Annotated in this window: 17 protein-coding genes and 1 pseudogene; 6 read left to right on the top strand and 12 right to left on the bottom strand. The window is 70.6% G+C overall.

Translation table 11 applies throughout. The annotated features are described in order from the left end of the window. Positions 1–64: 64 nt before the first annotated feature. Positions 65–289, bottom strand: coding sequence for a hypothetical protein (locus ACFY9I_RS31200; RefSeq protein ID WP_391007632.1), 225 nt, complete (start codon positions 287–289; stop codon positions 65–67). A gap of 54 nt (positions 290–343) precedes the next feature. Beyond that, positions 344–1,768 (bottom strand): amidase, encoded by a 1,425-nt coding sequence (locus ACFY9I_RS31195; protein ID WP_391007631.1) that lies wholly within the window; start codon positions 1,766–1,768, stop codon positions 344–346. 843 nt (positions 1,769–2,611) lie between these two features. On the opposite strand from ACFY9I_RS31195, the gene ACFY9I_RS31190 reads away from it, so the two are divergent. Beyond that, positions 2,612–3,646 carry a substrate-binding domain-containing protein gene (locus ACFY9I_RS31190; protein WP_391007629.1) on the top strand — a complete coding sequence of 345 codons (1,035 nt, stop codon included), beginning with the start codon at positions 2,612–2,614 and terminating at the stop codon, positions 3,644–3,646. A 203-nt stretch (positions 3,647–3,849) separates the two neighbouring features. Here the strand turns inward: ACFY9I_RS31190 and trxA are convergent, their stop codons facing one another. After that, on the bottom strand, positions 3,850–4,296 hold the full coding sequence (gene trxA, locus ACFY9I_RS31185) for a thioredoxin (RefSeq protein ID WP_391007627.1): 447 nt from the start codon (positions 4,294–4,296) through the stop codon (positions 3,850–3,852). 126 nt (positions 4,297–4,422) lie between these two features. On the opposite strand from trxA, the gene ACFY9I_RS31180 reads away from it, so the two are divergent. After that, a complete protein-coding gene (locus ACFY9I_RS31180) occupies positions 4,423–5,880 on the top strand; it encodes an FAD-dependent oxidoreductase (RefSeq protein ID WP_391007625.1) in 1,458 nt (485 codons plus the stop codon). Between the two features lie 122 nt (positions 5,881–6,002). Here the strand turns inward: ACFY9I_RS31180 and ACFY9I_RS31175 are convergent, their stop codons facing one another. Beyond that, entirely contained in the window at positions 6,003–6,659 is a 657-nt protein-coding gene (locus tag ACFY9I_RS31175; RefSeq protein WP_391007623.1) for a peptide deformylase, read from the bottom strand. A 299-nt stretch (positions 6,660–6,958) separates the two neighbouring features. Here ACFY9I_RS31175 and ACFY9I_RS31170 point away from each other — a divergent pair, with 299 nt between their 5' ends. After that, positions 6,959–8,413 carry a PepSY domain-containing protein gene (locus ACFY9I_RS31170; RefSeq protein WP_391007621.1) on the top strand — a complete coding sequence of 485 codons (1,455 nt, stop codon included), beginning with the start codon at positions 6,959–6,961 and terminating at the stop codon, positions 8,411–8,413. Between the two features lie 103 nt (positions 8,414–8,516). Here ACFY9I_RS31170 and ACFY9I_RS31165 read toward each other — a convergent pair. Continuing rightward, positions 8,517–8,965: pseudogene (locus ACFY9I_RS31165) on the bottom strand (MarR family transcriptional regulator). A gap of 408 nt (positions 8,966–9,373) precedes the next feature. Here ACFY9I_RS31165 and ACFY9I_RS31160 point away from each other — a divergent pair. Next, the gene (locus tag ACFY9I_RS31160; RefSeq protein WP_391007620.1) at positions 9,374–10,339 is read left to right on the top strand and encodes a pirin family protein; all 966 of its coding nucleotides are present in this window, start codon (positions 9,374–9,376) and stop codon (positions 10,337–10,339) included. A gap of 531 nt (positions 10,340–10,870) precedes the next feature. On the opposite strand, the gene ACFY9I_RS31155 is transcribed toward ACFY9I_RS31160, so the two are convergent. The 3 genes from ACFY9I_RS31155 to ACFY9I_RS31145 all read right to left on the bottom strand — a co-directional run bounded on the left by ACFY9I_RS31155 (position 10,871) and on the right by ACFY9I_RS31145 (position 14,779). Continuing rightward, positions 10,871–11,614: a family 1 glycosylhydrolase gene (locus ACFY9I_RS31155; protein WP_391007618.1), complete on the bottom strand. Its 744-nt coding sequence runs from the start codon at positions 11,612–11,614 to the stop codon at positions 10,871–10,873. Between the two features lie 132 nt (positions 11,615–11,746). Beyond that, positions 11,747–13,144 (bottom strand): alpha/beta hydrolase-fold protein, encoded by a 1,398-nt coding sequence (locus ACFY9I_RS31150; protein ID WP_391007616.1) that lies wholly within the window; start codon positions 13,142–13,144, stop codon positions 11,747–11,749. Between the two features lie 1,011 nt (positions 13,145–14,155). After that, a complete protein-coding gene (locus ACFY9I_RS31145; protein ID WP_391007614.1) occupies positions 14,156–14,779 on the bottom strand; it encodes a TetR family transcriptional regulator in 624 nt (207 codons plus the stop codon). 116 nt (positions 14,780–14,895) lie between these two features. Here ACFY9I_RS31145 and ACFY9I_RS31140 point away from each other — a divergent pair, with 116 nt between their 5' ends. After that, the gene (locus ACFY9I_RS31140; RefSeq protein WP_391007613.1) at positions 14,896–15,066 is read left to right on the top strand and encodes a hypothetical protein; all 171 of its coding nucleotides are present in this window, start codon (positions 14,896–14,898) and stop codon (positions 15,064–15,066) included. Between the two features lie 132 nt (positions 15,067–15,198). On the opposite strand, the gene ACFY9I_RS31135 is transcribed toward ACFY9I_RS31140, so the two are convergent. The 4 genes from ACFY9I_RS31135 to ACFY9I_RS31120 form a co-directional block, all read right to left on the bottom strand. Next, positions 15,199–16,224: an alcohol dehydrogenase catalytic domain-containing protein gene (locus tag ACFY9I_RS31135; RefSeq protein WP_391007612.1), complete on the bottom strand. Its 1,026-nt coding sequence runs from the start codon at positions 16,222–16,224 to the stop codon at positions 15,199–15,201. A gap of 93 nt (positions 16,225–16,317) precedes the next feature. Beyond that, entirely contained in the window at positions 16,318–17,679 is a 1,362-nt protein-coding gene (locus ACFY9I_RS31130; protein WP_391007610.1) for a glycine cleavage T C-terminal barrel domain-containing protein, read from the bottom strand. A 163-nt stretch (positions 17,680–17,842) separates the two neighbouring features. Beyond that, on the bottom strand, positions 17,843–18,130 hold the full coding sequence (locus tag ACFY9I_RS31125) for a hypothetical protein (protein WP_391007608.1): 288 nt from the start codon (positions 18,128–18,130) through the stop codon (positions 17,843–17,845). Next, positions 18,127–19,011: a hypothetical protein gene (locus ACFY9I_RS31120; protein WP_391007606.1), complete on the bottom strand. Its 885-nt coding sequence runs from the start codon at positions 19,009–19,011 to the stop codon at positions 18,127–18,129. Before ACFY9I_RS31120 ends, ACFY9I_RS31125 begins: the two co-directional genes overlap by 4 nt. 414 nt (positions 19,012–19,425) lie before the next feature. Here ACFY9I_RS31120 and ACFY9I_RS31115 point away from each other — a divergent pair, with 414 nt between their 5' ends. After that, on the top strand, positions 19,426–20,553 hold the full coding sequence (locus ACFY9I_RS31115; protein ID WP_391007605.1) for an FAD-dependent monooxygenase: 1,128 nt from the start codon (positions 19,426–19,428) through the stop codon (positions 20,551–20,553). The last annotated feature ends 80 nt before the right edge of the window (positions 20,554–20,633 follow it).

The raw sequence follows: 20,633 nt of genomic DNA, 5'->3' as shown, positions 1-20,633 counted from the left end.
ACAGGCACCGCGGGACCGTTGTTGCAGTCTTGATGCGAACCGGTGCCGGAAGGCCGTCAGACCGTCAACTGTCGTACGCCGCCGACACGTACACCGTGCGCGGCGGCAGGTACTCCATCACCATCACGAGCGTTCCCGGCTCGATCCGGTCCTTCGCGGAGGCGGGGTACGCGAGAAAGTGCTCGGCGCCGCCCCGTACCCGGACGATCACCTCGCCGACGAGCCCGGGACCGACCACACCGGTCACCCGTCCCATCAGCCCGACCATCGACGCTTCGTCCATGGTCACAGCGTACGGGTCACCTCACGGACGCCGAACCCGCTCGAACCCGCTCGAACCCGCTCACACCACGGGGGAGTCCGCGGTGGCCCGCTCCGGCGGCCACAGTTCGTGCCAGCGCTGGTCCGCCTCCAACTGGGCGGCCAGGGACAGCAGCAGGGGCTCGCTGTTCGCCGGACCGAGCAACTGCGCGCCCACCGGCAGCCCGTCGCCCACGAAGCCCGCCGGTACGTTCACGCCGGGCCAGCCCAGTACGTTCCAGGGCCAGGCGTACGGGCAGGCCGCGATCATCGCGCGGTCGGTGCCGAGTCCGCCGAGGTTCAGCATGGAGCCGATGCGGGGCGGGGGAGCAGCGGTGGTGGGCGCCAGCAGCACGTCGTACGAGCGGAAGAGTGCGCCGATGCGCTGGTGGAGGGCGGCTTCCGCGCGGCGGGCCAGCCGCAGGGGAGCCCCGCCGAGCAGTCGGCCGAGGCGGGCGGCGTCCAGGGTGCGCCGGTCGAGGAGCTCCCGCTGGGTGATGGCACCGACCCGTTCGGCGATCCCGGCGGTGGCGCGCGGGACGAACGTCAGCCCGATCTGCCCGTAGCGCGGCTCCGCCTCCTCCACCACGTGCCCGAGCGCGGCGAGTTGTTCCGCCACCGCGCGGACCCGCTCACGTACCCGGGGATCGAGCCGCGCGGGCACCGCGGTGAAGGGCGGCTTCAGGGACAGGGCGATTCTGAGCCGTCCCGGTTCCCGCCGCACCGCCTCGGAGGCGTCGATGGCGGGGGGCCGGTGCAGGTCGCCCTCGTGGTTGCCGCTCGCCGCGTCGAGGAGGAGGGCGGCGTCGGCGACCGTGCGGGCGAGGGTGCCGTTGACGGTGATGCCCTGGAAGGACTCCGCGTGCGGCCAGGTCGAGATACGGCCGCGCTGGGGTTTGACGCCGATGAGATGGGTCCAGGACGCCGGGATGCGCACCGAACCGGCGCCGTCCGAGCCCAGCGCCGCCGGCACGAGCCCGGCGGCGACGGCCGCCGCCGAACCGCCGGAGGAGCCGCCCGGGGTGTGGTCCGGATGCCAGGGATTCCGGGTCGCCCCGAAGGCCGGCCCCTCGGTGAACGGCCACTGCCCCAGCTCGCACGTGTTCGTCTTGCCGATGACGATCGCCCCGGCAGCGCGCAGTCGCCGTACCGCCTCGCCGTCCTCCGGCAGGGAGGGGAACTCGCCCTGACAGCCGAACGCGGTCGGCTCGCCCGCCACGTCCATGTCGTCCTTCACGGCCACCGGCACCCCGAGCAACGGCCGTCGTCCGCCCGCCGCCAGCTCCTCGTCCGCAGCCTCGGCCTCCACCAGCGCCGCCTCGGCCCGCACCCGCCGGAACGCGTTGACCGACCCCTGACTCGCCTCGATCCGCGCAAGTGCCCCCTCCACGAGCGAACGCGACGTCACCTCCCCGGCAGCCAGCGCACGAGCGGACTCCACCAGACCCGGCGCACGGTCGACAGCCATACGGAACACCTCCGGAAGCGGGCTTTCTACCGAACGGTAATGTCCATGGGGTCGCTGAGGACGCGAGGACGGCGACTTGCCTGACGGGGGCGGCGATTCGCCTGGGGCGAGGTCGTTGGCCGGCACCGCGTCCACCACACTCGGCTCGCCGCAGGAGCGACGTGGGTGCGTGCCCTGATTGCGGCCGAGTGGGGGCCGCCGCGGTTCCCGGCGGCCCCGGTTCCTCGAGGGCGCGGGTGGCCCGCAGGCGGCCGGACCCGCCCCGGAGCGGCGCGGCCGACGGGCAGACGGACCTACGCGAACCCGCCGCCCGTGCTCACACCGAACCCGCTGTTCACACCCACAACGCAGACGTTGTTCACACCCGCGCCGAACGCACAGATCACGCCATAGCTTCCGAGCGCGGCGGCCGCATGCGGGTGCGCAGGTGGCCGGCCGCCGCCGGTCGTGCTTCGCGCCCGTCGGTCGGCGCGTCGCGGTCCGACGGGCGGAGGGGCGACTCCGCCACCGGTCGGCCGGCAGCCCGCCCCGCGTGCCGCCCGACGCCACGACCAGCGGATCCCCGTCGACTCGGCCGTGCGACGAGGTTCATGACGATGTCCGAACCGCGGTCCGTCACCGCCCACCGGGCCGGGGCGGGACGCCGAGCGGCCGTCCACGAACAGTCACCGCCCGTCCGCCTGCACGGAGATGGCGCGAAATGGTTGCCGGGTTGAACAGATTTCGAACACATTCGCCAAACTGCCCTGCCACAAAGATCGGTGGCCCGAACCTGAGCTTCCGCACGGTCGGCACTCCCCCGGCCGGAACGCACATCACCGCTTCTGCAAGGATGCCCTCCTCATGGTGCAGATACCGAAAGAGCCCGCCCCGCCCTCGCCCCTGCAGCGATCCGTGCCCACGAGCGCCGATGTGGCCCGACTCGCGGGTGTGTCCCGCGCGACGGTCAGCTACGTCCTCAACAACACCAGCGCCGTCCGCATCAGCGAGCCCACCCGCCGCCGGGTCCACGAGGCCGCCAAGGAGCTCGGCTATGTGCCGCACGCGGCGGCCCGCAGCCTGCGTGCCGGGCACAGCCGCATGGTGCTGATGCCCACCCCGAACGTGCCGATCGGCCCGCTCTACAGCCAGTTCATCAACGAGATCCAGTGGGCACTCAGCCGTCTCGACTACACCGTCGTGCAGTTCGGCGGCATCGGCCTGCGCGGCGACGACGCCGCCCGTGCCTGGGCCGAGCTGCGCCCGGTCGCGGTGATCGTGCCCGGCGTAGGCCTCGGCCCGCAGGGTGTGGCCGTCCTCAAACGCTCCGGCGCCAGGGTGGTTGTCACCCTCACCCCCGAACCCGTCGAGGGCGCCCACGCGCTCATCCTCGACCACGCCGGCGTCGGCCACAGCGCCGGCCGGCACCTGGTCGAGCGCGGGCGCCGTCGCATCGGTGTCGTCATGCCCGCGGAGCCCGGCCTCGGGGTCTTCTCCCTGCCCAGGCTCGCCGGCGTACGAAGCGCGGTGCGGGGCACGGAGGCGACGGTCACCGAACTGCCCCTCGCCTACGAGGAGGAGGCCGCGGCCCGGCTGGCCCGCGACTGGCGCTCACTCGGTCTGGACGCCGTGTTCGCGTACAACGACGAATACGCGATGCTGGTGATGCGGGCCTTGCAGGACGAGGGCATCGACGTCCCCGGGGAGACGGCCGTCGTCGGTGCCGACGACCTGATGCTCGGCCGACTGCTACGGCCCCGCCTGAGCACCGTCCATCTCGAACTGCCCTCCGGACGCGACCTCGCGGAACTGGTCGACCGCGTGGTGCGCGACCCCGCGAACGTCCCCACGACCCACGACGTGCTCGGCGCCACGATCGTGCACCGCGAATCGAGCTGAGCGCCCACGTCGTCCCGCGCGGGGCGCTGCTACGGGTCCGGACGTCGACCGCGTGGTCGGCCGACGCCCGCGTCCATCGAGCCGTACGAGCGGGGATCGGCACAACTCCTCAACGAGCACGTGGAGTTGTGCCCAGGCCGGGCCTGACGGGCGACTCGGTGTCTCCAGTTGTGACAAGACCGGGATGCCGCGCGCCCCCGGGCTCACTGACCGTTCTGCTGAGCCTGAGCCTGAGCCTGAGCCTGAGCCTGAGCCTGAGCCTGAGCCTGAGCCTGAGCCTGAGCCTGAGCCTGCTGCTCGGCGACGGCCTTGCGCACCTCGTCCATGTCGAGCTTGCGGGCCTGCCCGATGACATCGGTCAGGGCGGCCTCGGGCAGCGCGCCCGGCTGCGCGAACACGGCGACCTGGTCGCGGACGATCATCAGCGTCGGGATCGACTGGATACCGAAGGCCTCCGCCAGCTCCGGCTGCGCCTCCGTGTCCACCTTGCCGAACACCAGGTCCGGGTTGTCCTCGGCGGCCTTCTCGTAGACCGGGGCGAACTGACGGCACGGCCCGCACCAGGACGCCCAGAAGTCGATCAGGACGAACTCGTTGTCGGTGACCGTCCGGTCGAAATTCTCCTTGGTGAGCTCCACGGTGCTGCTCATGGCGTACATCCCTCTTCCTGGTCTCGGTGCTCGGGCGAGCCGCTCTCGACAACGCCACCCCGCGACGGCGTATTCCGCGCTCGTACCCGTGTGGCCACGGCGCACACCACCAACCAGACTGGCCCCATGACGGATACGGAAACCACCGAAGACCCAGCACACGCGGCGACGGCCGAGTACGACGTCGTGGTGCTCGGTGCCGGACCCGTGGGGGAGAACGTCGCCGACCGCACCCGCGCGGCCGGCCTGTCCACCGCGGTGGTGGAGAGCGAGCTGGTCGGGGGCGAGTGCTCGTACTGGGCGTGCATACCCAGCAAGGCCCTGCTGCGCCCCGCGATCGCCCGCGCCGACGCCCGACGGGTACCAGGCCTCCGACGGCTTGCCGACGGCCCGCTGGACACCTCCGAGGTGCTCGCCCACCGCGACTACGAGGCCGCCCACTGGAAGGACGACGGCCAGGTCGGCTGGCTGGAGAGCATCGGGGCCACCCTGTACCGGGGCCGAGGGCGGTTCGCCGGTCCCCGCCGAGTCGTCGTGGAGGCCCCCGACGGCGAGCGCCGGGTCCTCACCGCCCGGCACGCCGTGGTGGTCTCCACCGGCAGCCGTGCCCTCCTGCCCGACCTGCCGGGGCTCGCGCGGGTCAGGCCATGGACCAGCCGTGAGGCCACCAGTGCGCAGACGGTCCCCGGCCGGCTGCTCGTCGTGGGCGGCGGTGTCGTCGCCGTCGAGATGGCCACCGCCTGGCGGGCCCTCGGCTCCGAGGTCACCGTCCTGGTCCGGGGCAAGGGTCTGCTGCCCCGCATGGAACCCTTCGCCGGTGAACTGGTCGCCGAGGCGCTCGGCGAGGCGGGCGTGGACGTCCGTACCGGTACGTCGGTGACGGCGGTGTCCCGAGAGAACGGGACCGTCGTGGCCCTCACGGACACCGGGGACCGGCTGGAGGCCGACGAGATCCTCTTCGCCACCGGCCGCGCCCCGCGCACCGACGACCTCGGACTCGACACGGTCGGCCTGGAGCCGGGATCGTGGCTGCCGGTCGACGACAGCCTCCGGGTGATGGGCAGTGACTGGCTGTACGCGGTCGGTGACGTCAATCACCGGGCGCTGCTGACCCACCAGGGCAAGTACCAGGCGCGGATCGCGGGCGCCGCCATCGCCGCCCGCGCGGCCGGCGTCCCTCTCCTGGAGAGCGACCGCTGGGGCGCCCACGCGGCCACCGCCGACCAAGCCGCCGTCCCCCAGGTGGTCTTCACCGACCCCGAGGCCGCCGCCGTGGGTCTCTCCCTCGCCGAGGCCGAGGAAGCCGGCCACCGGGTCCGCGCGGTCGACGTCGAGTTCTCCTCCGTCGCGGGGGCGGGCCTGTACGCCGACGGCTACCGGGGCCGTGCCCGCATGGTCGTCGACCTCGACCGCGAGATCCTGCGCGGCGTGACCTTCGTCGGCCCCGCCGTCGGCGAACTCATCCACTCGGCCACGATCGCCGTCGCCGGTGAGGTCCCCGTCGACCGCCTCTGGCACGCGGTGCCCTCGTTCCCGACGATCAGTGAGGTGTGGCTGCGGCTGCTGGAGGCCTACCGGGGCTGAACCGTGCGGTGCGGGCGCCCGCCCCGACTCGAGGGCGTCCGCTCGGTCAAGTCGGTCGGCGGCGCTCAGCCGGGGCGTGCCCGCAATCGGGCGGTCGTGTCTTCGGCTGGGCGGGCGTGCTGTCAGTCGGGCAGGAGGAAGCCCAGTGCCCGGGCGGCGTTCGCGGGGGTGGGTTCGTTCCAGCGGTCGGCCATCGCCTGGTTCGAGGACAGGGAACGCAGCTCGGCGTGGTCGAGGTAGAGCGTGCCGTTCAGATGGTCCGTCTCGTGCTGGACGATACGGGCGGGCCACCCCGCGAACTGCTCGTCCACCGCCCGCCCGAACTCGTCGAGCGCCCGTAGCCGCACCTTGGCGTGCCGGGCCACCACCGCCTGCCAGCCCGGCACGCTCAGACAGCCTTCGAAGAACGCGTCACGGAACGGCCCGACCGCCTCGTACGCCGGATTGACCAGGACACGGAAAGGCTGCGGGACACGGCCCCGAGCCAGCCGCACCTCCTCCGGGACCGGCGCGGGGTCCTCGATGACCGCGATACGCAGGGACACCCCGACCTGGGGCGCGGCGAGGCCGACGCCGGGTGCCGCGTGCATGGTGGCGCGCAGGGCGGCGACGAAGCGGGCCAGCAGGTCCGGGGCGAGCTGGCCGTCGAAGGGCTCGGCGGCGCGGCGCAGCACCGGATCGCCCGCGGCGACGATCGGCAGCGGGCCCTCGTGGGCGAGGAGCTCCTCGACCCGGTCGCTAAGGGGGTGGGACTCGGTGCGATCACGTTCGGAAGCCATCGCGTCAGGATGCCAAGCGTGCTCTCGCGATGCGAGGCGGCTCTCGCGCAGACGCGCCCCCGGCCGTCGGTATCGGCAGTGCACCGACCGTCGGTATCGGCAGTGCACCGACCGTCGGCCACGCCCTCGACCATCGGCCGCGCCCCCGACCGTAGGCCCGCCCCCGCCTCCCGACTGCGGCAGGACACCGGGCATGCCATGTGACCTGCATCACATGAATTGTCGGGAACTTGCGGCCCCTACGTCCCGACTACTGAACCGCCACGACGTCCCCGCATCCCATCCCGGAGCATCCGCCGATGACCATCGCCCCCTCGACCGAGACGGACGAGCCCCAGAAACCCGTCGCCAGGCCCGACGCGACGAAGGGCTGGGCCTCGCTCAGGCCGCTCGTGTTGCGGCTGCACTTCTACGCGGGCGTCCTCGTCGCCCCGTTCCTGCTGGTGGCCGCCCTGACGGGTGGGTTCTACGCCGCCTCGTTCTCGGTCGAGAAGCTCCTCTACGCGGACCAGCTGACCGTCGCGAAGGTGGGCGACGAGAAGCTGCCGATCTCCGAGCAGGTGGCCGCCGCCCGCAAGGCGCACCCCGAGGGTGCCATCGCCGCCGTACGCCCCTCGCCGGAGGACGACGCGACGACCCGCGTGCTGCTGTCGGGCGTCGAGGGCATCGACGAGACCGACACGCTCGCCGTGTTCGTCGACCCGTACACGGCTCAGGTACGTGGTGCGCTGGAGCAGTACGGTTCGACGGGCGCACTGCCGGTGCGGACCTGGATCGACAAGTTCCACGCCAACCTCCAGCTCGGCGAGACCGGCCGTCTCTACAGCGAACTCGCGGCGAGCTGGCTGTGGGTCATCTCGGGCGGCGGGCTCGTGCTCTGGTTCGCCCGCCGCCGCGCCCAACGCAAGGTGCGCGGCACGACCGGCCGGCGCCGCACCCTGGGCCTGCACGGCACCGTCGGCGTCTGGGCGGCCACCGGGTTCTTCTTCCTCTCGGCGACGGGCCTGACCTGGTCGACGTACGCCGGCGCCAACATCGAGGTCCTGCGCACCGAACTCCACCAGGCGACCCCGGCGATCTCGGCGATCTCGGCAGCGGCGGGCGACCACGGCGATCACGGCGACGGCTCGGCGGGCGGAGGGGCCCCTGGGGAGGGCGACCTGGACAAGATGCTCGCCGCCGCGCGTGCCGAGGGCCTCGGCGACCCCGTCGAGATCGTGCCGCCCGCCGACGCGTCCTCCACGTATGTCGTGAAGCAGGTCCAGCGAAGCTGGCCCACCAAGCAGGACGCGGTCGCCGTGGACCCGGCGACCGCCGAGGTCACCGACACGCTTCGGTTCGCCGACTTCCCCATTCTCGCCAAGCTGTCCCGCTGGGGCATCGACGCCCACACCGGTGTCCTGTTCGGCCTGGCCAACCAACTCCTCCTGGTCGCGCTCGCGCTCTCCCTGGTGGTGCTGATCCTCTGGGGCTACCGCATGTGGTGGCAGCGCGGCCGGGCCTCGTCCTTCGGCCGCCCGATCCCACGCGGAGCCTGGCAGCAGGTGCCGCCGCACCTCCTGGTCCCCGCCCTCGCCGTCATAGCCGTCCTCGGCTACTTCGTGCCCCTCCTCGGCCTCCCCCTCGCCGCGTTCATCGCGGTGGACGTCGTCCTGGGCGAGATCGCCCACCGACGAGGCAAGCGGTCGTACGGCGGTCGGACCGAGACGGGGTCGGACACGCGGGAGGAAGCGTCCGGGGCGCCCGGGGCGTGATGGTTCCTGGCCGCCTGAGGGGTCCGGGGAGGGTCCGGGGTGCCGGGGCCGACGAGGGCGGGGTCGTGCCCCTTGCTCGCCGCTGCCCTGCGTGCCGTGTCCCCTACTCCATGGCGGCCAGCTCCGCGTTCGCCCGCTCGGTGACGAGGGCCAGTACGCGACCGGCGACCGCCAGATCCTCGGCGGGGATACCGGCGTAGATCCGGGTGGAGACCGGCGCGATCTCGGCGGTCGATCCGGTGTGCACCTTCCGTCCGGCGTCCGTGATCCTGAGCCGGGACGGCTGCTCCGGGTCCGGCTCCAGCCACGCCGCGGAGACAACTCCTCCACGACGGCCAGGATGTCGGCCGCATCGGCCTTGAGGAAGTCGACGGCCTGCTCCACGAGCCGGTCGCGGCCGACGGGTTCGTCGGCGACCGCGACGACGCGGAGGAGCACCGACTGCTGGAACGTGGCGCCGTGGGCGGCCAGCACGCGCTCCAGGACCACGCGGCCGGCGTAGTGGGCGAGGCCGATGTCCCGACCGTTGACGGGAGGTGCGGTGGTGGTCATGACTGCTCCTTCTGGTGCTCGTGCTCGTGAGCGCGCTCGGTGGGCGGGGTGAGCGGTACGTCGAGCAGGGCTGTCAGATCGCGTGTGAACTCGCGTGCGCGCGGGCGCCGTCACAGGCCGCCGAGGGGCTCCAGCAGTTGTTGCAGCAGCCCCTGGACGACGTCGATCGCGCGGGCGACCTCGCGGCCCCGCTCGGTGAGCGCCAGTCGCACGACGCGGGGGTCGCGCGGGTCACGGGCGCGTTCGAGCAGCCCAGCGGTTTCCAGCGGAAGGCTGCTATTTACCGGGCTGGTGTGCGCCGCTCACTGCCGATGCCGTCTCGGCGCCCTCTCCCTCCGTACCAGGTGCCCCGGGACGGGCCGGGGTGACGGACTGACGGTGGGAGCCGGACAGGTCTAGGTTGAGGGCATGAGCAATCTTGATCGCGAGGCGGTGCCCGCGGTGTGTGGCGGCCGGGGTTTCGTGGTGGCCGAGCCGGTGCGTGAACTCCTCAGCCCTCGCACGGTCCCCCTCGGTGAGTCCACCGAAGTCCGGCGTCTGCTGCCCAACCTGGGCCGCCGCATGGTGGGCGCGTGGGCCTTCGTCGATCACTACGGCCCCGACGACATCGCGGACGAGCCCGGCATGCAGGTGCCGCCGCACCCGCACATGGGCCTGCAGACGGTGAGTTGGCTGCACGAGGGCGAGGTGCTGCACCGAGACTCGACGGGCAGTCTCCAGACGATCCGCCCGCGCGAGCTGGGGCTGATGACCTCCGGTCGCGCCATCAGCCACTCCGAGGAGAGCCCGAAGCCGCACGCCCGCTTTCTGCACGGAGCCCAGCTCTGGGTGGCCCTGCCGGACAGCCACCGGCACACCGATCCACGCTTCGAACACCATGCCGACCTGCCCGTCGTCACGGCGGCCGGCCTGAGCGCCACCCTCATTCTCGGCTCCCTGGACGGCGCGACGTCACCCGGTACGACCTTCACACCGATCGTCGGCGCCGACCTGACCCTGACCCGTGGCGCCGAGGTGCGCCTCCCTCTCGACCGCGCCTTCGAGTACGCCGTCCTCTCCATGTCCGGCGAGGCCCACGTCGACAACGTTCCCGTCCTGCCCGGCTCCATGCTCTACCTCGGCTGCGGCCGCACCGAACTGCCCCTCCGCGCCGACTCCGAAGCGTCCCTCATGCTCCTCGGCGGCGAACCCTTCGAGGAGGAGCTGATCATGTTCTGGAACTTCATCGGGCGATCTCAGGAAGAGATCGCACAGGCCCGTCAGGACTGGATGGAAGGCTCCAGGTTCGGGGAGGTGAAGGGGTATGCCGGGGATCCACTGCCCGCACCGGAACTGCCGCCGGTGCCGTTGAAGCCGCGGGGAAGGGTGCGCTGACCTGCGGAAACGCGTCAGCATTGGTGGCCGCCGGGCAGATGGCGGTCGGGTAATTCTTGCTGTCTTCCACCTGCCTGCCGGAAGGCGTCCGAACAGTCGGCTGGCTCAGGCCGGCGCGGTTGGCGATTCCACAATATGGCTGTCTGTGGGCGGCTGTGACAGGACTCTTGCTGACCTGATGCTGACTTTGCTGACGCCTCGTCAGGCTGGGGTGAGTGGCTCTTCTCCCCGCTTCGGTTTGTTGGTCTGCTGGTGCGTCACGCGTCGCTGGCCTGCGTAAAACGTGGCCCCGTATGACTCGTTGGAGCCGTCGGCCCGGGAATGGTCCGGATCTTGCCCTCAGCGAGACGGGCCCTTGCCCAGGGAAGCTGATCTCGCCCGCGAACCTGGCGGCACCTCGTGCTCACGGCGCTGAACGACAACGGCCTCCGCGCCTTCGCGGGTCTGCAGACCGGTACCACGCTCCGCGAGATCGTTCTGGTCCCGTTCGCCCCTCACCGCTGCGGGTCCGTGGTAGGTGCGCTGCCGACGTCACTGAACCACGCCGAGCGCGTCCGGGCGGTACGCGGCACCGGTCATGGTGTTGTCCGGGTGGTCGGGATGCGGAACGAGTCCGTTCGCGTCGACCCGTCGTGACGAGTACGACTGCACGCCGATGAAGTCGTCCCCTGCCGCGGCCTCGAGATAGAGGTTCTCCCACGAGTGCTCCACCTCGGCCAGCTTCTCCGTGTGCTCGGGAGCAGAGGTCAGAGCACCGTTGGCGACCGACCAGCCGACGTTCGCGCCGGTGCGTTCGCGTATGACGTCGCGAGCGGCGTGATGGGCGGCGATGAACGGTGCAGCGAACTCAGGGGTCGGTACAGGAAGGTTCGCCGCGATGCGTTCCCGCTCGGCGTCGCCGTCGACGGTCGGGCTATGCCACTGCGAGACCTTTCCTGAGCGCATGGCCTCCTGCATCATCGCCATCATGTTGGGCTCGTTGATGGTCACAACCCACTCGACACCGTCGAGGATCTCGCTGGCCCGGCTCACGTATGCCACGAAACGGTCGGTCGCTTTCGGGGAGAGCCAGCCGCCCTCTTCGGCGAACCAGAGAGGGCTGGTGAAGTGGCGCAGGGTCACCACGGGCGTCACACCGAGCTCGAGAGCGGTATCGATCATGCGCCCGTAGTGTGCGAGTTCGGCGTTCGAGAACTGCCCGGGCCGGGGTTCGATGCGCACCCACTCGATGCCGAACCGGTACGAGTTGAGTCCCGCGCCGGCGAGGAGCTGCATGTCCTCGCGGTACCGGTGAGTCGCTCAAGCGGCGGTTCCTGGCCCGGTGCCGGGATGTGCGTGAATGGCTCTGCTGATCTCCCTCGGTGTCCCCCCCCGGGCCTCTGGCCCGGAGGGCTGGGCGAGCGGATCTCAACGCGGGATGATCGTCACCTCGGCCCGGTTGAAGCGGGAGCTGTTACCCCTGGCGTGGAACGGCACATCGTCAGGGCTGGGGCCCGTACTCGACGTCTCGGCCTGCGGCGAGTACTGCTGGTGCGGGTTGCCGGGGCCCAGCGCGAGGGGAATCGTCAAGCGCCCCTGGCGGTCGGCGGTGGCCGACCGCACTGAGACGCCCTCGCGGTCGCGGACGGTGACGCGATACCGCATGCCCGGGCGAGCCAGTGAGGGTGTCAGTACCGCGGCCGAGCCGTTCCCGACCACAGTGAAGCGGCGCTGGCGCGCAACGTTGAGCGCACTGAACTCGGTGACGTTCCGCCGCATCCGTACGGTCCAGCCGTAGGCGCTGTACTGCGGCCTGATCGACGAGAAGGTGAACGACCGGGGAGTGGCGCGGTGCTGCGCGTGGCGGGCGAAGTAGGCCTTCAGGTGCGGTATCCAGGCCCGGAGGTCTGACTGCCAGTAGGGCCATGTGTGGCTGCCGGGTCCGTAGTCGTGCCACCGGTGCCGGATGCCGAGATCCCGCAGGCGCTCGTGGAAGGACACGTTCTCCTGCCGGATCCGTTGTTCCGTGGCGTCCACAGTCTCACCGTCGTGCCGGGGCCGGCCGTTGCCCGTGTACAGGGACACGTCCGTGTGGGCCAGATTGGCCGCCAGGTCCCAGGGGTTGTCCCCGCGCCAGCGGACTTCCTGCGTTGCCCACGGGCCCCAGAGCAAGGGGTGGAGCTGCTCGATGATGGTGCGCATCTTGACGTTCTGGTGGTCGACGTCTCCGGAGAACGAGCCGACGGCACCGAAGAGGTCGGGGTGCCGGGCGGCGTACGAGACGGCCCCGAACCCGCCCATCGACAGTCCGGCGGCGGCCCGCGCCCCGCGCGCGGGGATCGTTCGGTAGTGCTCGTCCACCCACGGGAGGAGCCTGTTGATGTGGAAGGTCTCCCACATCGGCCGACCGCGGTGGCCGTTGTTCCACCAGTCGGCGTACCACTCCGTGGAGCCGGCGTCCGGCATCACCACGATCGCGGGCAGACCGGCCGTGATCTCCTCCGCGGCACCGTCCTGTGTCCAGCTCGCAGCGCTCTGCCCTCCACCGTGGTAGAGGTACAGCACGGGGTAACGGCGCCTCTTCTCCGCGTCGTAGCCAAGGGGGAGCAGTACGCGCACCTTGGTCGTGCCGTCGAGAGCGGGCGAGGCGAAGGTCAGTTCGCTGAGCCGCGGCGAGAGTCGCTTCTGATTCACCAGCGCGATGCCGGTTTCGGTGGGGGCTGCCTCGGCTGCCTCGGCTGTCCGGGCGGGAGGGTGACCGCATCCGAAGACCATCACCGCCCCCAGAGCGAGTGCCGCGGGGATCCTCATGCGCCTGCCGTTCAAGATTGTCCGTCTCCTTGTGGTCATGTTTCGCTTCTCTGTCTGTTCCGGGTTCGCGGCGCGGGCGGCCGGGACCGGTGGGAGGCGGCCGTGGACGAGCACCGTGGTCCTGGTCGACTCGTGGCCGAACCGGGGGCCTTGAGGTGAGCAGTGCTCCGGTGGGTGCGGGCGCCTTTCGTTCTGCCGTCGGGGGAACGGGATGGCGGCTGTCATCTCCGGGGTCGGCGTGCCGCCGTCTCGGTGTTCGGCAATGGTCAGGGGCGCGGCGTCCGCGGATGTCGTAGCCGCGCGCTGTGACCGTCTCCGTGACCCTCCGCCATCGATGCCGCCGCGGCCGTCAGGCACCGTGCGCTCAAGCCGCTTCCTCGACTTCACGTAGATGCTCGCCGGGGGAGACCACTATCGGGAGTCGAGCGATCGAGACGGTCGGCGGACCAGGCGCACGCTCGTGGCTCGCTCAATCGCCGACGAGGAGCGGACCCCGGTCTCGCCGACGCGCGGGCACGCAGGTCGGCCACGCCCGGACGAAGTCTGCGGCGGCCTTCAGCGGGGGCGCCGCCGGTGTCTTCGATACGTGCCGGCAAGGTGCTCGCCGACGAAGGGACGTCGGCCGATCCGCTCGATGGCTTGGTCGCCTGCGCCTTCGGAGGTGCCGTGGCCGGGGAAGTGTTCGCCGGCGGCCGCCACGCCGGGTGCGGCTGGGGTCACGCACCGACGAAGCGGGCGGAGAGCCGGGCGGCCGGTTCGGGGCCTTCGTCCCAGACCGGTACCGAACGAGGTCACATCGCGGACCGCGCTCTGGGCGGGCGCGGCGGTATGGGCCAACGGCGCAGACGCAGCGGATGTCTCGGCCGGGGTGTGAGCCTCGGATGGCCGAGAACGAGGCATGTGAGGTCTCCTTGACTGCGCGTGCGCGTGCGCGATCGGTGAACCGATCACCTCAATCTCAAAATTGGATTCGAGTTTCGAGATTGAGGTGGACGCTAGCACACGTTTTCAGTCGCCTGGAAGTTCTCAGGCCTCGTCGTCGACAACCCCTGCGAGGAAGGCCTCGATGCCTGTCGACACATCCACCGCGCCCGGGTTGTACAGCCACTGGATCTGGAGTCCGTCGATGACTGCGATGAGCAGGTTCGCAAGGATTTCCGGCCTCGTGTCCACCTTCAGGCGTCCGCGACCGCGCAACTCGGCGAAGATCCGGGTCAGGTGCAGGCGCAGGCTGTCGTAGCGGGCCCGGTACAGCTCGTGAGCGGGATGCTCGCCGGCCGTGGCCTCGCTCGAGATGATGCTGTGCAGCTGGATCAGCCCGGGTCGGGCCTCGTTGGCGTGCGCGACCCGCAGTTGAGTCTGCAGTACATCCAGGTCATCGGCTTCCCGGACGATCGCGGCCGTCTCCCGCTCGTGTGCGGCGAGTACCTCGACCAGTAGTTCCGCCTTGCTGCCGAAGTGGTGCAGCAGGCCGGTCTGGCTGATGCCGGCTCGCTCCGCGATGTCCTTCATGGTGGCGCCGTGGAAGCCTCCGGCGCCGAATGCCTCGACGCAGGCGTCGAGAATCTTCTGCCGCACCTCGCCGGTCTTCGCGTAGGACCCCCGGGGGCCGCGGGCCCCACTGCTCGCTGTCTTCGCCTGCTTGGTCACAGGTCGAGCATAGGGCGGGCCCCGGCACCTGTCTCAATATAGAAACTTGTTTAGATTTTTAGATGCGGCGAGGCTACGGTGGCAACGCCAGCAGTAAGGGGGCCGATGACGTCCGCATGCTCGGAGTCCAGCCCGGCGGCGAGGTCGTCACCCACGGCCACCGCTGCGGCGAGGATGCGCGGCTGCTGGCCAGGGGCCCTTTCAAGGCGCTCCCCTCCGGCGCCGACACGATCGGGGGATCCGTGGCGAAGCGGCGCCCGAACAGCAAGCGAGGGCTGGGGCGATGAGCCGTGCCCCGAAGCAGCCCGAGCCCGCAGACACGCCGGTCACGTCGCGCGGCCAGGTGCTGAAAGCCCTTGATCAAGCTCGAGCCGCGTTCGACGCCGGTCGTCAAATGACAAGCTTAGGAAACGACCTCCTTAATAGGTGACTATCGCGCGGAAGCGGACGGAGCCCTTGGCAACCCTGTCGACCGCCGTGGCCACCTGCTCCTTCGGGAACGTCTCGACCATGGGGGTGACCTTTCCCGCAGCTGCGAGGTCGAGGGCCTCCCGGAGGTAGTGCGGCCCGTTGTGGGTGGAACCGATCACCTGTATCCGCATGCCTATGAACGGAAGGGTCCTGCTTGCGGGCGGGACGGTGAAGGGGTCGGTGCCGTCGATGCCCGACAGGACCAGTCGCCCGCCGGGCCGCAGGCCCGTCATCGCCTCCGCCGCGGCCGGATACGAACCGGCGGTCGCCAAGATGACGTCGGCGCCGCCCGCTGCGCGCAACTCGGCGCCGTTCGTCACGACCTCGTCCGCGCCCAGCCGCCGTGCCACGTCGTGTTTGTCCGGCGAACTTGTCATCGCGATCGTCTCGAGGCCGCAGGCATGCGCGAACTGCACCGCCAGATGGCCCACCGCGCCGATACCGAGCACGGCGACCCGCTCGTGCGGCTTGGGCTCCCCGGCGCGCAGGGCGGACCAGCCCGTGTAGCCCGCACACAAGATGGGCGCGGCCAACTCGAAGGCGAGCCCGTCGGGCAGGAGTACCGTCTCGTCGGCGCCCACGACCATGAACTCGGCGTGCCCGCCCTGCACGCTGAAACCGGTCGTGGTGGGTGCCGCGCACGCGAAGGCGGCCTGACCGGTCACCGGCAGCCCCAGACGGCAGTAGTCGCACCGTCCGCAGGCGGCCCGGACCCAGTGAGTGCCCACCCGGTCACCTACGCGGCGCGTGGTGACCCCCGGCCCGACCGCGACGACCTCGCCCGCCGGCTCGTGTCCGGTGATCGCCGGGTCGCACGAGGGGAACCGGATCGCCCCGGTGGTGGCCAGGACGTCGTTGATGCATACGCCGGAGGCGCGCACCCGCATCAGCACCTCGCCGGGCCCCGGCTGCGGAGTAGGCACCTCGCGCAGCTCCCACCTGCCGTTGACCTCAGGTATCACAGCTGCCTTCACGATGTTCACCTTTCCTTGTACAACGGATGGGAAAAGGGCACGTATGTCGTCGACCACCAGCGGCGCAGGAGGCACACGCACCTCACGCCAGGCTCAAAGCGTGTTGACGTCGATGCGACGGCGGTCCTCCTTCATGGGCAGGGAGGTGACGGTGGCGCGGATCTCGCGCTGGGCGGTGCCGGGGTTCCCCCACAGCACCGTCACCTCGGTGCCCGGTGCCGCCAGTTCGCGTTCGATGACGCAGAGGGAGATGGTGCGGCGCAGGTGCGTGCTGTACGTGCGGGAGGTCGAGACGCCTACCGGGTTTCCGTTGAGCAGCACCTGGTCGAGGCTGGCGCCGATCTTGCGCGGCATCTCCATGGGATCGGGCAACGGGCCGTCGCCGAACTGGGAGGCGAACAGGGCGATCACGTCCTCGTTGTTCCAGTGCAGGCCTGCCAGGTGGCGCGCCGGGCCGCCTGCGGCCGCCTCCGCGGCCAGCGCGTCGCGTCCGATGAAGTCGTGGGAGGTGAGGGCTCCGCGACGGCCCCAGCCGAGCTCACCGGGACGGCGGAAGTACTCCGTCACGTCGGCCGGGATGAAACTGCCGTCCGGCATCCCGCGGGGAAAGAGCTTGGGCGCCCCCGGCGTGATGATCGACGAAGGCAGGTAGTCGATGCCGACGGTCGCGATGCCCGCCTCGATGTGGGCCACGAGCTGGGAGCGCATCCCCAGCTGGCGGATGCCGTGCTCGGCCCCGGCCTCGACGACCGCCGTCCAGATCGCGTTGGCGTCGTCGGCGGACCCGTGCAGTTCGTACCCCAGCTCCCCGGAGATCCCCGAGCGCAGAATCCGCACGGGGATGCCGCTGATACTGGTCATGCGGCTCCGGTTGAAGCCGATGTCGCGCAGGCTCTCGCCGGTCGCGGCCTCGAGTGCGAACAGCGACGTCGGCCCCTGGATCTCGAAGATGAACATGTCGGGGCTGATCACCTCGCTCTTGGCGTCCCAGCCGCCCTGGTCGATCTGCCAGGCGGTCCAGTCGACGCCGCCGCCGCTGTAGACGAACTCCTCCTCGGCCACCCGGTACAGCAGGCCCTCGGAGGCGATGTGGCCGCGTTCGTCCAGCTGGACGTGGTGCTTGATCTGGCCGGGCTCGAAGCGTGACAGGTTGTTCATGCCGATGCGGGTGAGCGCGGTCAGGGCCTCGGTCCCGCGGACGCGGAGCTTGCCGATGGCCGACCAGTCGCCGATGTAGCACGACCGCACATGCGCCAGGCTCTCCTCGCTCCAGTTGGTGTACTCGTATGGGATGAAAACGGGCGTCCATCGGAAGAGCAGGCCCTTGACGTTCGCCTCGTCCTGCGCGGCGGCCGCCGGGCTGAACACCGCCGGCCGCTCCACGTCGAAGGGGCGGTCGGCCAGTTCCAGCAAAGCCTGGTAGCGGGCGCGCTGCCGATCGGTCAGATGCTCCATGGAATTCCTCCGGCGGTGATGGTGATGCGGCATTTCTGACCCGGAGGTGTTTCGCCGGGAATCCGTTACTTTCGCTGAGCCGCAAACTCACGAGACAAATGGACGGGGCGGTCTGCGCCGTCGAGTCGGCAGGCGACGAACATACGCCGCCCTGGTCACGCGGTCACGTCGTCACGTCGCCGACTTCCAGACCCTTCAGCTGCTCCAGGTAGGACGCCATCCACTCCATGGTGAAGCCGCCGTTCAGCCGAAGGGCGAAGTTGTAGAGCAGGAAGGGGTGGACACCGAGCTGGAACAATTGGCGGATGTCGGTCCTGGCCAACGCCTCGCGCTCCTGGTCGGTCAGGTCGCGGTCGGCGAGCACGGCCTCCGGGACTTCCTTCAGCTGCTTCGCCAGGTCGCCGTCGGCGGCGACCTCCCACAGCACCCGGTTGGTGGCGTACCGGCTCATGGGGCCACCACCTCCGATGCGGGAACGGACCCATGGTCACCCCAGGCCAGGAAACCGGTCGGCGGGGCGAAGGTGCAGGCGACCTTCTCGGCGTAGTCCGGGGTGGCTCCACCCACAGCGCCGAGTGCGAAGAGGAAGTCGAGGAATCCCGGTGTGCCGCTGCCGATCGCCGCGAGCGACTCGTACGTGGTCTCCTTGATCAGCGACTCGGTGTCACCGGCGGTGATCTGCGCCCATACCCGTTTGTCCCACGCTGTCTCCGGCTCGGTCTGGAACCGTGCCATGGCCGGGTTGCCGATCGCGTTGGACAGGTGGCCGCTGGCGATGATCGCCACCCGCAGGTCGGCCGGGTGCGCCTCCACCATCTCCACGATGGCGGCGCCGAGGTCGTAGAAGCGGCGCCCGGTGGCCACCGGGGGAGCCATCACGTTGGTGAAGATCGGAACGACCGGCAGGTCCTGCTCGGGCCTGAGGAAGCTCAACGGGACGGTGAACCCGTGGTCGAGCAGGAAGTCGTCGCTGTAGGAGAAGTCGATCCCGCGCTGGAAGCCGCCGCGCAGCAGGTGCCGCGCGATGTCCCCTTCCAGGGCGGTGTCGTAGGGCCCGATGCCGAACAGCTCCTGCTCGTGCGGGAACGGGCCACGCGCCCGGACCGCCTTGCCGATCAGGAAGGTCGGCATGTTGTCGTAGAACCACTGGTTGAAGTGGTCCCCGGAGACCACCACCAGCACGTCGGGCCGCGAGGCGGCCAGCCGCGCGCGCAGTTCCGCGAAATGGGCGACCGATCGCTGCAGCGGCTCGGGAGCCGCCGACCCGCCGGCGGCAACGCCGGGGAGCAGCGGGTCATGGGGAGTGCACAGCACTTGGACGACGCTGGCCATCGCTCACCTTTCACCATGGAACCCTCCAGGCAGACCGGCCGTACAGAGGGAATCTCCAAATTCGGTGGTAACAGCGTGAGCGGTGCGACGTCGTTGGGGAATAGCGGAACCGGTATGCGCACTATCCACGGAGCGGATGGTCCGACGACGTTCGTCGTGTGAAGAGCCGCCCCGAAGCGCAGACATGGCGTCGCTCGGGTATTCACCTGGTCCATGCCTGCGATATGAAACCGGGTATTGGACGTGGCTCGGGCTACCCACAAGATGGTTCTGCACCACGGGAGTTCAGGGTTTCCACAGCGGAGCCGCCGGGACTCCCGGTGCTCACCGACGCTCGTTGGCATTCGGCCCGGACGTTTCTCATCGCCCTGCACCGATCTCCTCAACCTGCCCTGACGCACTCGGAGTCCTGCTTTGACCAGCATCCAGAACGCACTCATCGTCGGCGGGGGCATCGCCGGCCTGACCGCCGCGACCGCCCTGTCCCGTACCGGGATCTCCTGCGACGTCGTCGACCTGGCCGACGGTCCGGCCGGGGCCGCCATCTCACTGCTCAACCGGGCCGTCGACGGTCTCGCCGAGATCGGAGTCCTGGATCAGTGCCTGGAGGAGGGGCTGGCGGTGTCCCCGCAGGACATCTTCGCCTACTTCGACGCGGCGGGGAAACCGGTGTCCACGCCGCCCATGCCTCCCGCACCGACGTCCGCTCTGCCGCACGGCATCCTCATCTACCGGCCGGCCCTGGCGAACGTCCTTCGGCGAGCCGCGGAGGGGGCCGGCGCGAGCGTGCGCAACGGCGTGGGTCTCGCCGGGCTGCGGCAGACGGAAGACTCCGTCACCGCCATCCTCACCGACGGGTCGGAGCGGTCGTACGACCTGGTCATCGGCGCGGACGGCATCCGATCGAAGACGCGTTCGCTCATTCTGGGGGACCAGGTGATCCCGAAGTACACCGGTCTCACGATGTTCCGTTGGGTCGCCGACGGGGTGCCGGATGTCGGCCCGATCGGGCACTACGAGTCGGAGCACCTCTGCGTGATCCGGCGGCAGCGGGACGGCGGCGTCTACCTCGCAACCGGCCGCGAGTTCCCGGAGCGCCCGCGGATCGATGCGGCACAGGCCCGGCAGATCGTCCGGGAGAACCTCCGCTCGTTCACCGCGCCGCTGATGCGCGCGCTGGAGGAGCGGCTCACGGACGACACGAGGATCATCGTCAACGACTACGACTGGCTGCTCGTGTCCGAGCCCTGGTCCCGGGGCCGGGTCCTGCTGATCGGTGACGCCGCGCACGCCACCACCGCCCACCTCGGTGCCGGCGGGGGTATGGCGGTCGAGGACGGTGTGGTCCTCGGTCAGGAATGCGCGGCCGGCGGCCCGCTCGAGGACGTGTTCAAGCGCTTCATGACGCGGCGCTTCGAGCGGGCTCGCCTGGTCGTGCAGACCAGCGTCGAACTGGACCGCATGCAGCAGCGGGGAGAGCCGATCGCCGCTCAGAACAAGGTGCGGGGGCGGGCGATGGAGGCTCTCTCCAGCCCCTACTGAGCCCCCTGCTAAGCCCCGTGCCCGGCGCATGCGGACCGACGACCCACGGGAGTCGGCGAGCACGACGACGCACGACCACC

This window comes from Streptomyces sp. NPDC012510 (assembly GCF_042955065.1).
Taxonomy (GTDB): domain Bacteria; phylum Actinomycetota; class Actinomycetes; order Streptomycetales; family Streptomycetaceae; genus Streptomyces.
The sequence above is the reverse complement of the archived record's forward strand: the minus strand, read 5'-3'. Positions and strand labels throughout refer to the sequence as shown.

Bases quoted from the DNA above. Each gene is read 5' to 3' on its own strand.
- ACFY9I_RS31195 (WP_391007631.1), bottom strand. From the start codon at position 1,768: ATGGCTGTCGACCGTGCGCCGGGTCTGGTGGAGTCCGCTCGTGCGCTG.
- ACFY9I_RS31190 (WP_391007629.1), top strand. From the start codon at position 2,612: ATGGTGCAGATACCGAAAGAGCCCGCCCCGCCCTCGCCCCTGCAGCGA.
- trxA (WP_391007627.1), bottom strand. From the start codon at position 4,296: ATGAGCAGCACCGTGGAGCTCACCAAGGAGAATTTCGACCGGACGGTC.
- ACFY9I_RS31180 (WP_391007625.1), top strand. From the start codon at position 4,423: ATGACGGATACGGAAACCACCGAAGACCCAGCACACGCGGCGACGGCC.
- ACFY9I_RS31175 (WP_391007623.1), bottom strand. From the start codon at position 6,659: ATGGCTTCCGAACGTGATCGCACCGAGTCCCACCCCCTTAGCGACCGG.
- ACFY9I_RS31170 (WP_391007621.1), top strand. From the start codon at position 6,959: ATGACCATCGCCCCCTCGACCGAGACGGACGAGCCCCAGAAACCCGTC.
- ACFY9I_RS31160 (WP_391007620.1), top strand. From the start codon at position 9,374: ATGAGCAATCTTGATCGCGAGGCGGTGCCCGCGGTGTGTGGCGGCCGG.
- ACFY9I_RS31155 (WP_391007618.1), bottom strand. From the start codon at position 11,614: ATGCAGCTCCTCGCCGGCGCGGGACTCAACTCGTACCGGTTCGGCATC.
- ACFY9I_RS31140 (WP_391007613.1), top strand. From the start codon at position 14,896: ATGCTCGGAGTCCAGCCCGGCGGCGAGGTCGTCACCCACGGCCACCGC.
- ACFY9I_RS31130 (WP_391007610.1), bottom strand. From the start codon at position 17,679: ATGGAGCATCTGACCGATCGGCAGCGCGCCCGCTACCAGGCTTTGCTG.
- ACFY9I_RS31125 (WP_391007608.1), bottom strand. From the start codon at position 18,130: ATGAGCCGGTACGCCACCAACCGGGTGCTGTGGGAGGTCGCCGCCGAC.
- ACFY9I_RS31120 (WP_391007606.1), bottom strand. From the start codon at position 19,011: ATGGCCAGCGTCGTCCAAGTGCTGTGCACTCCCCATGACCCGCTGCTC.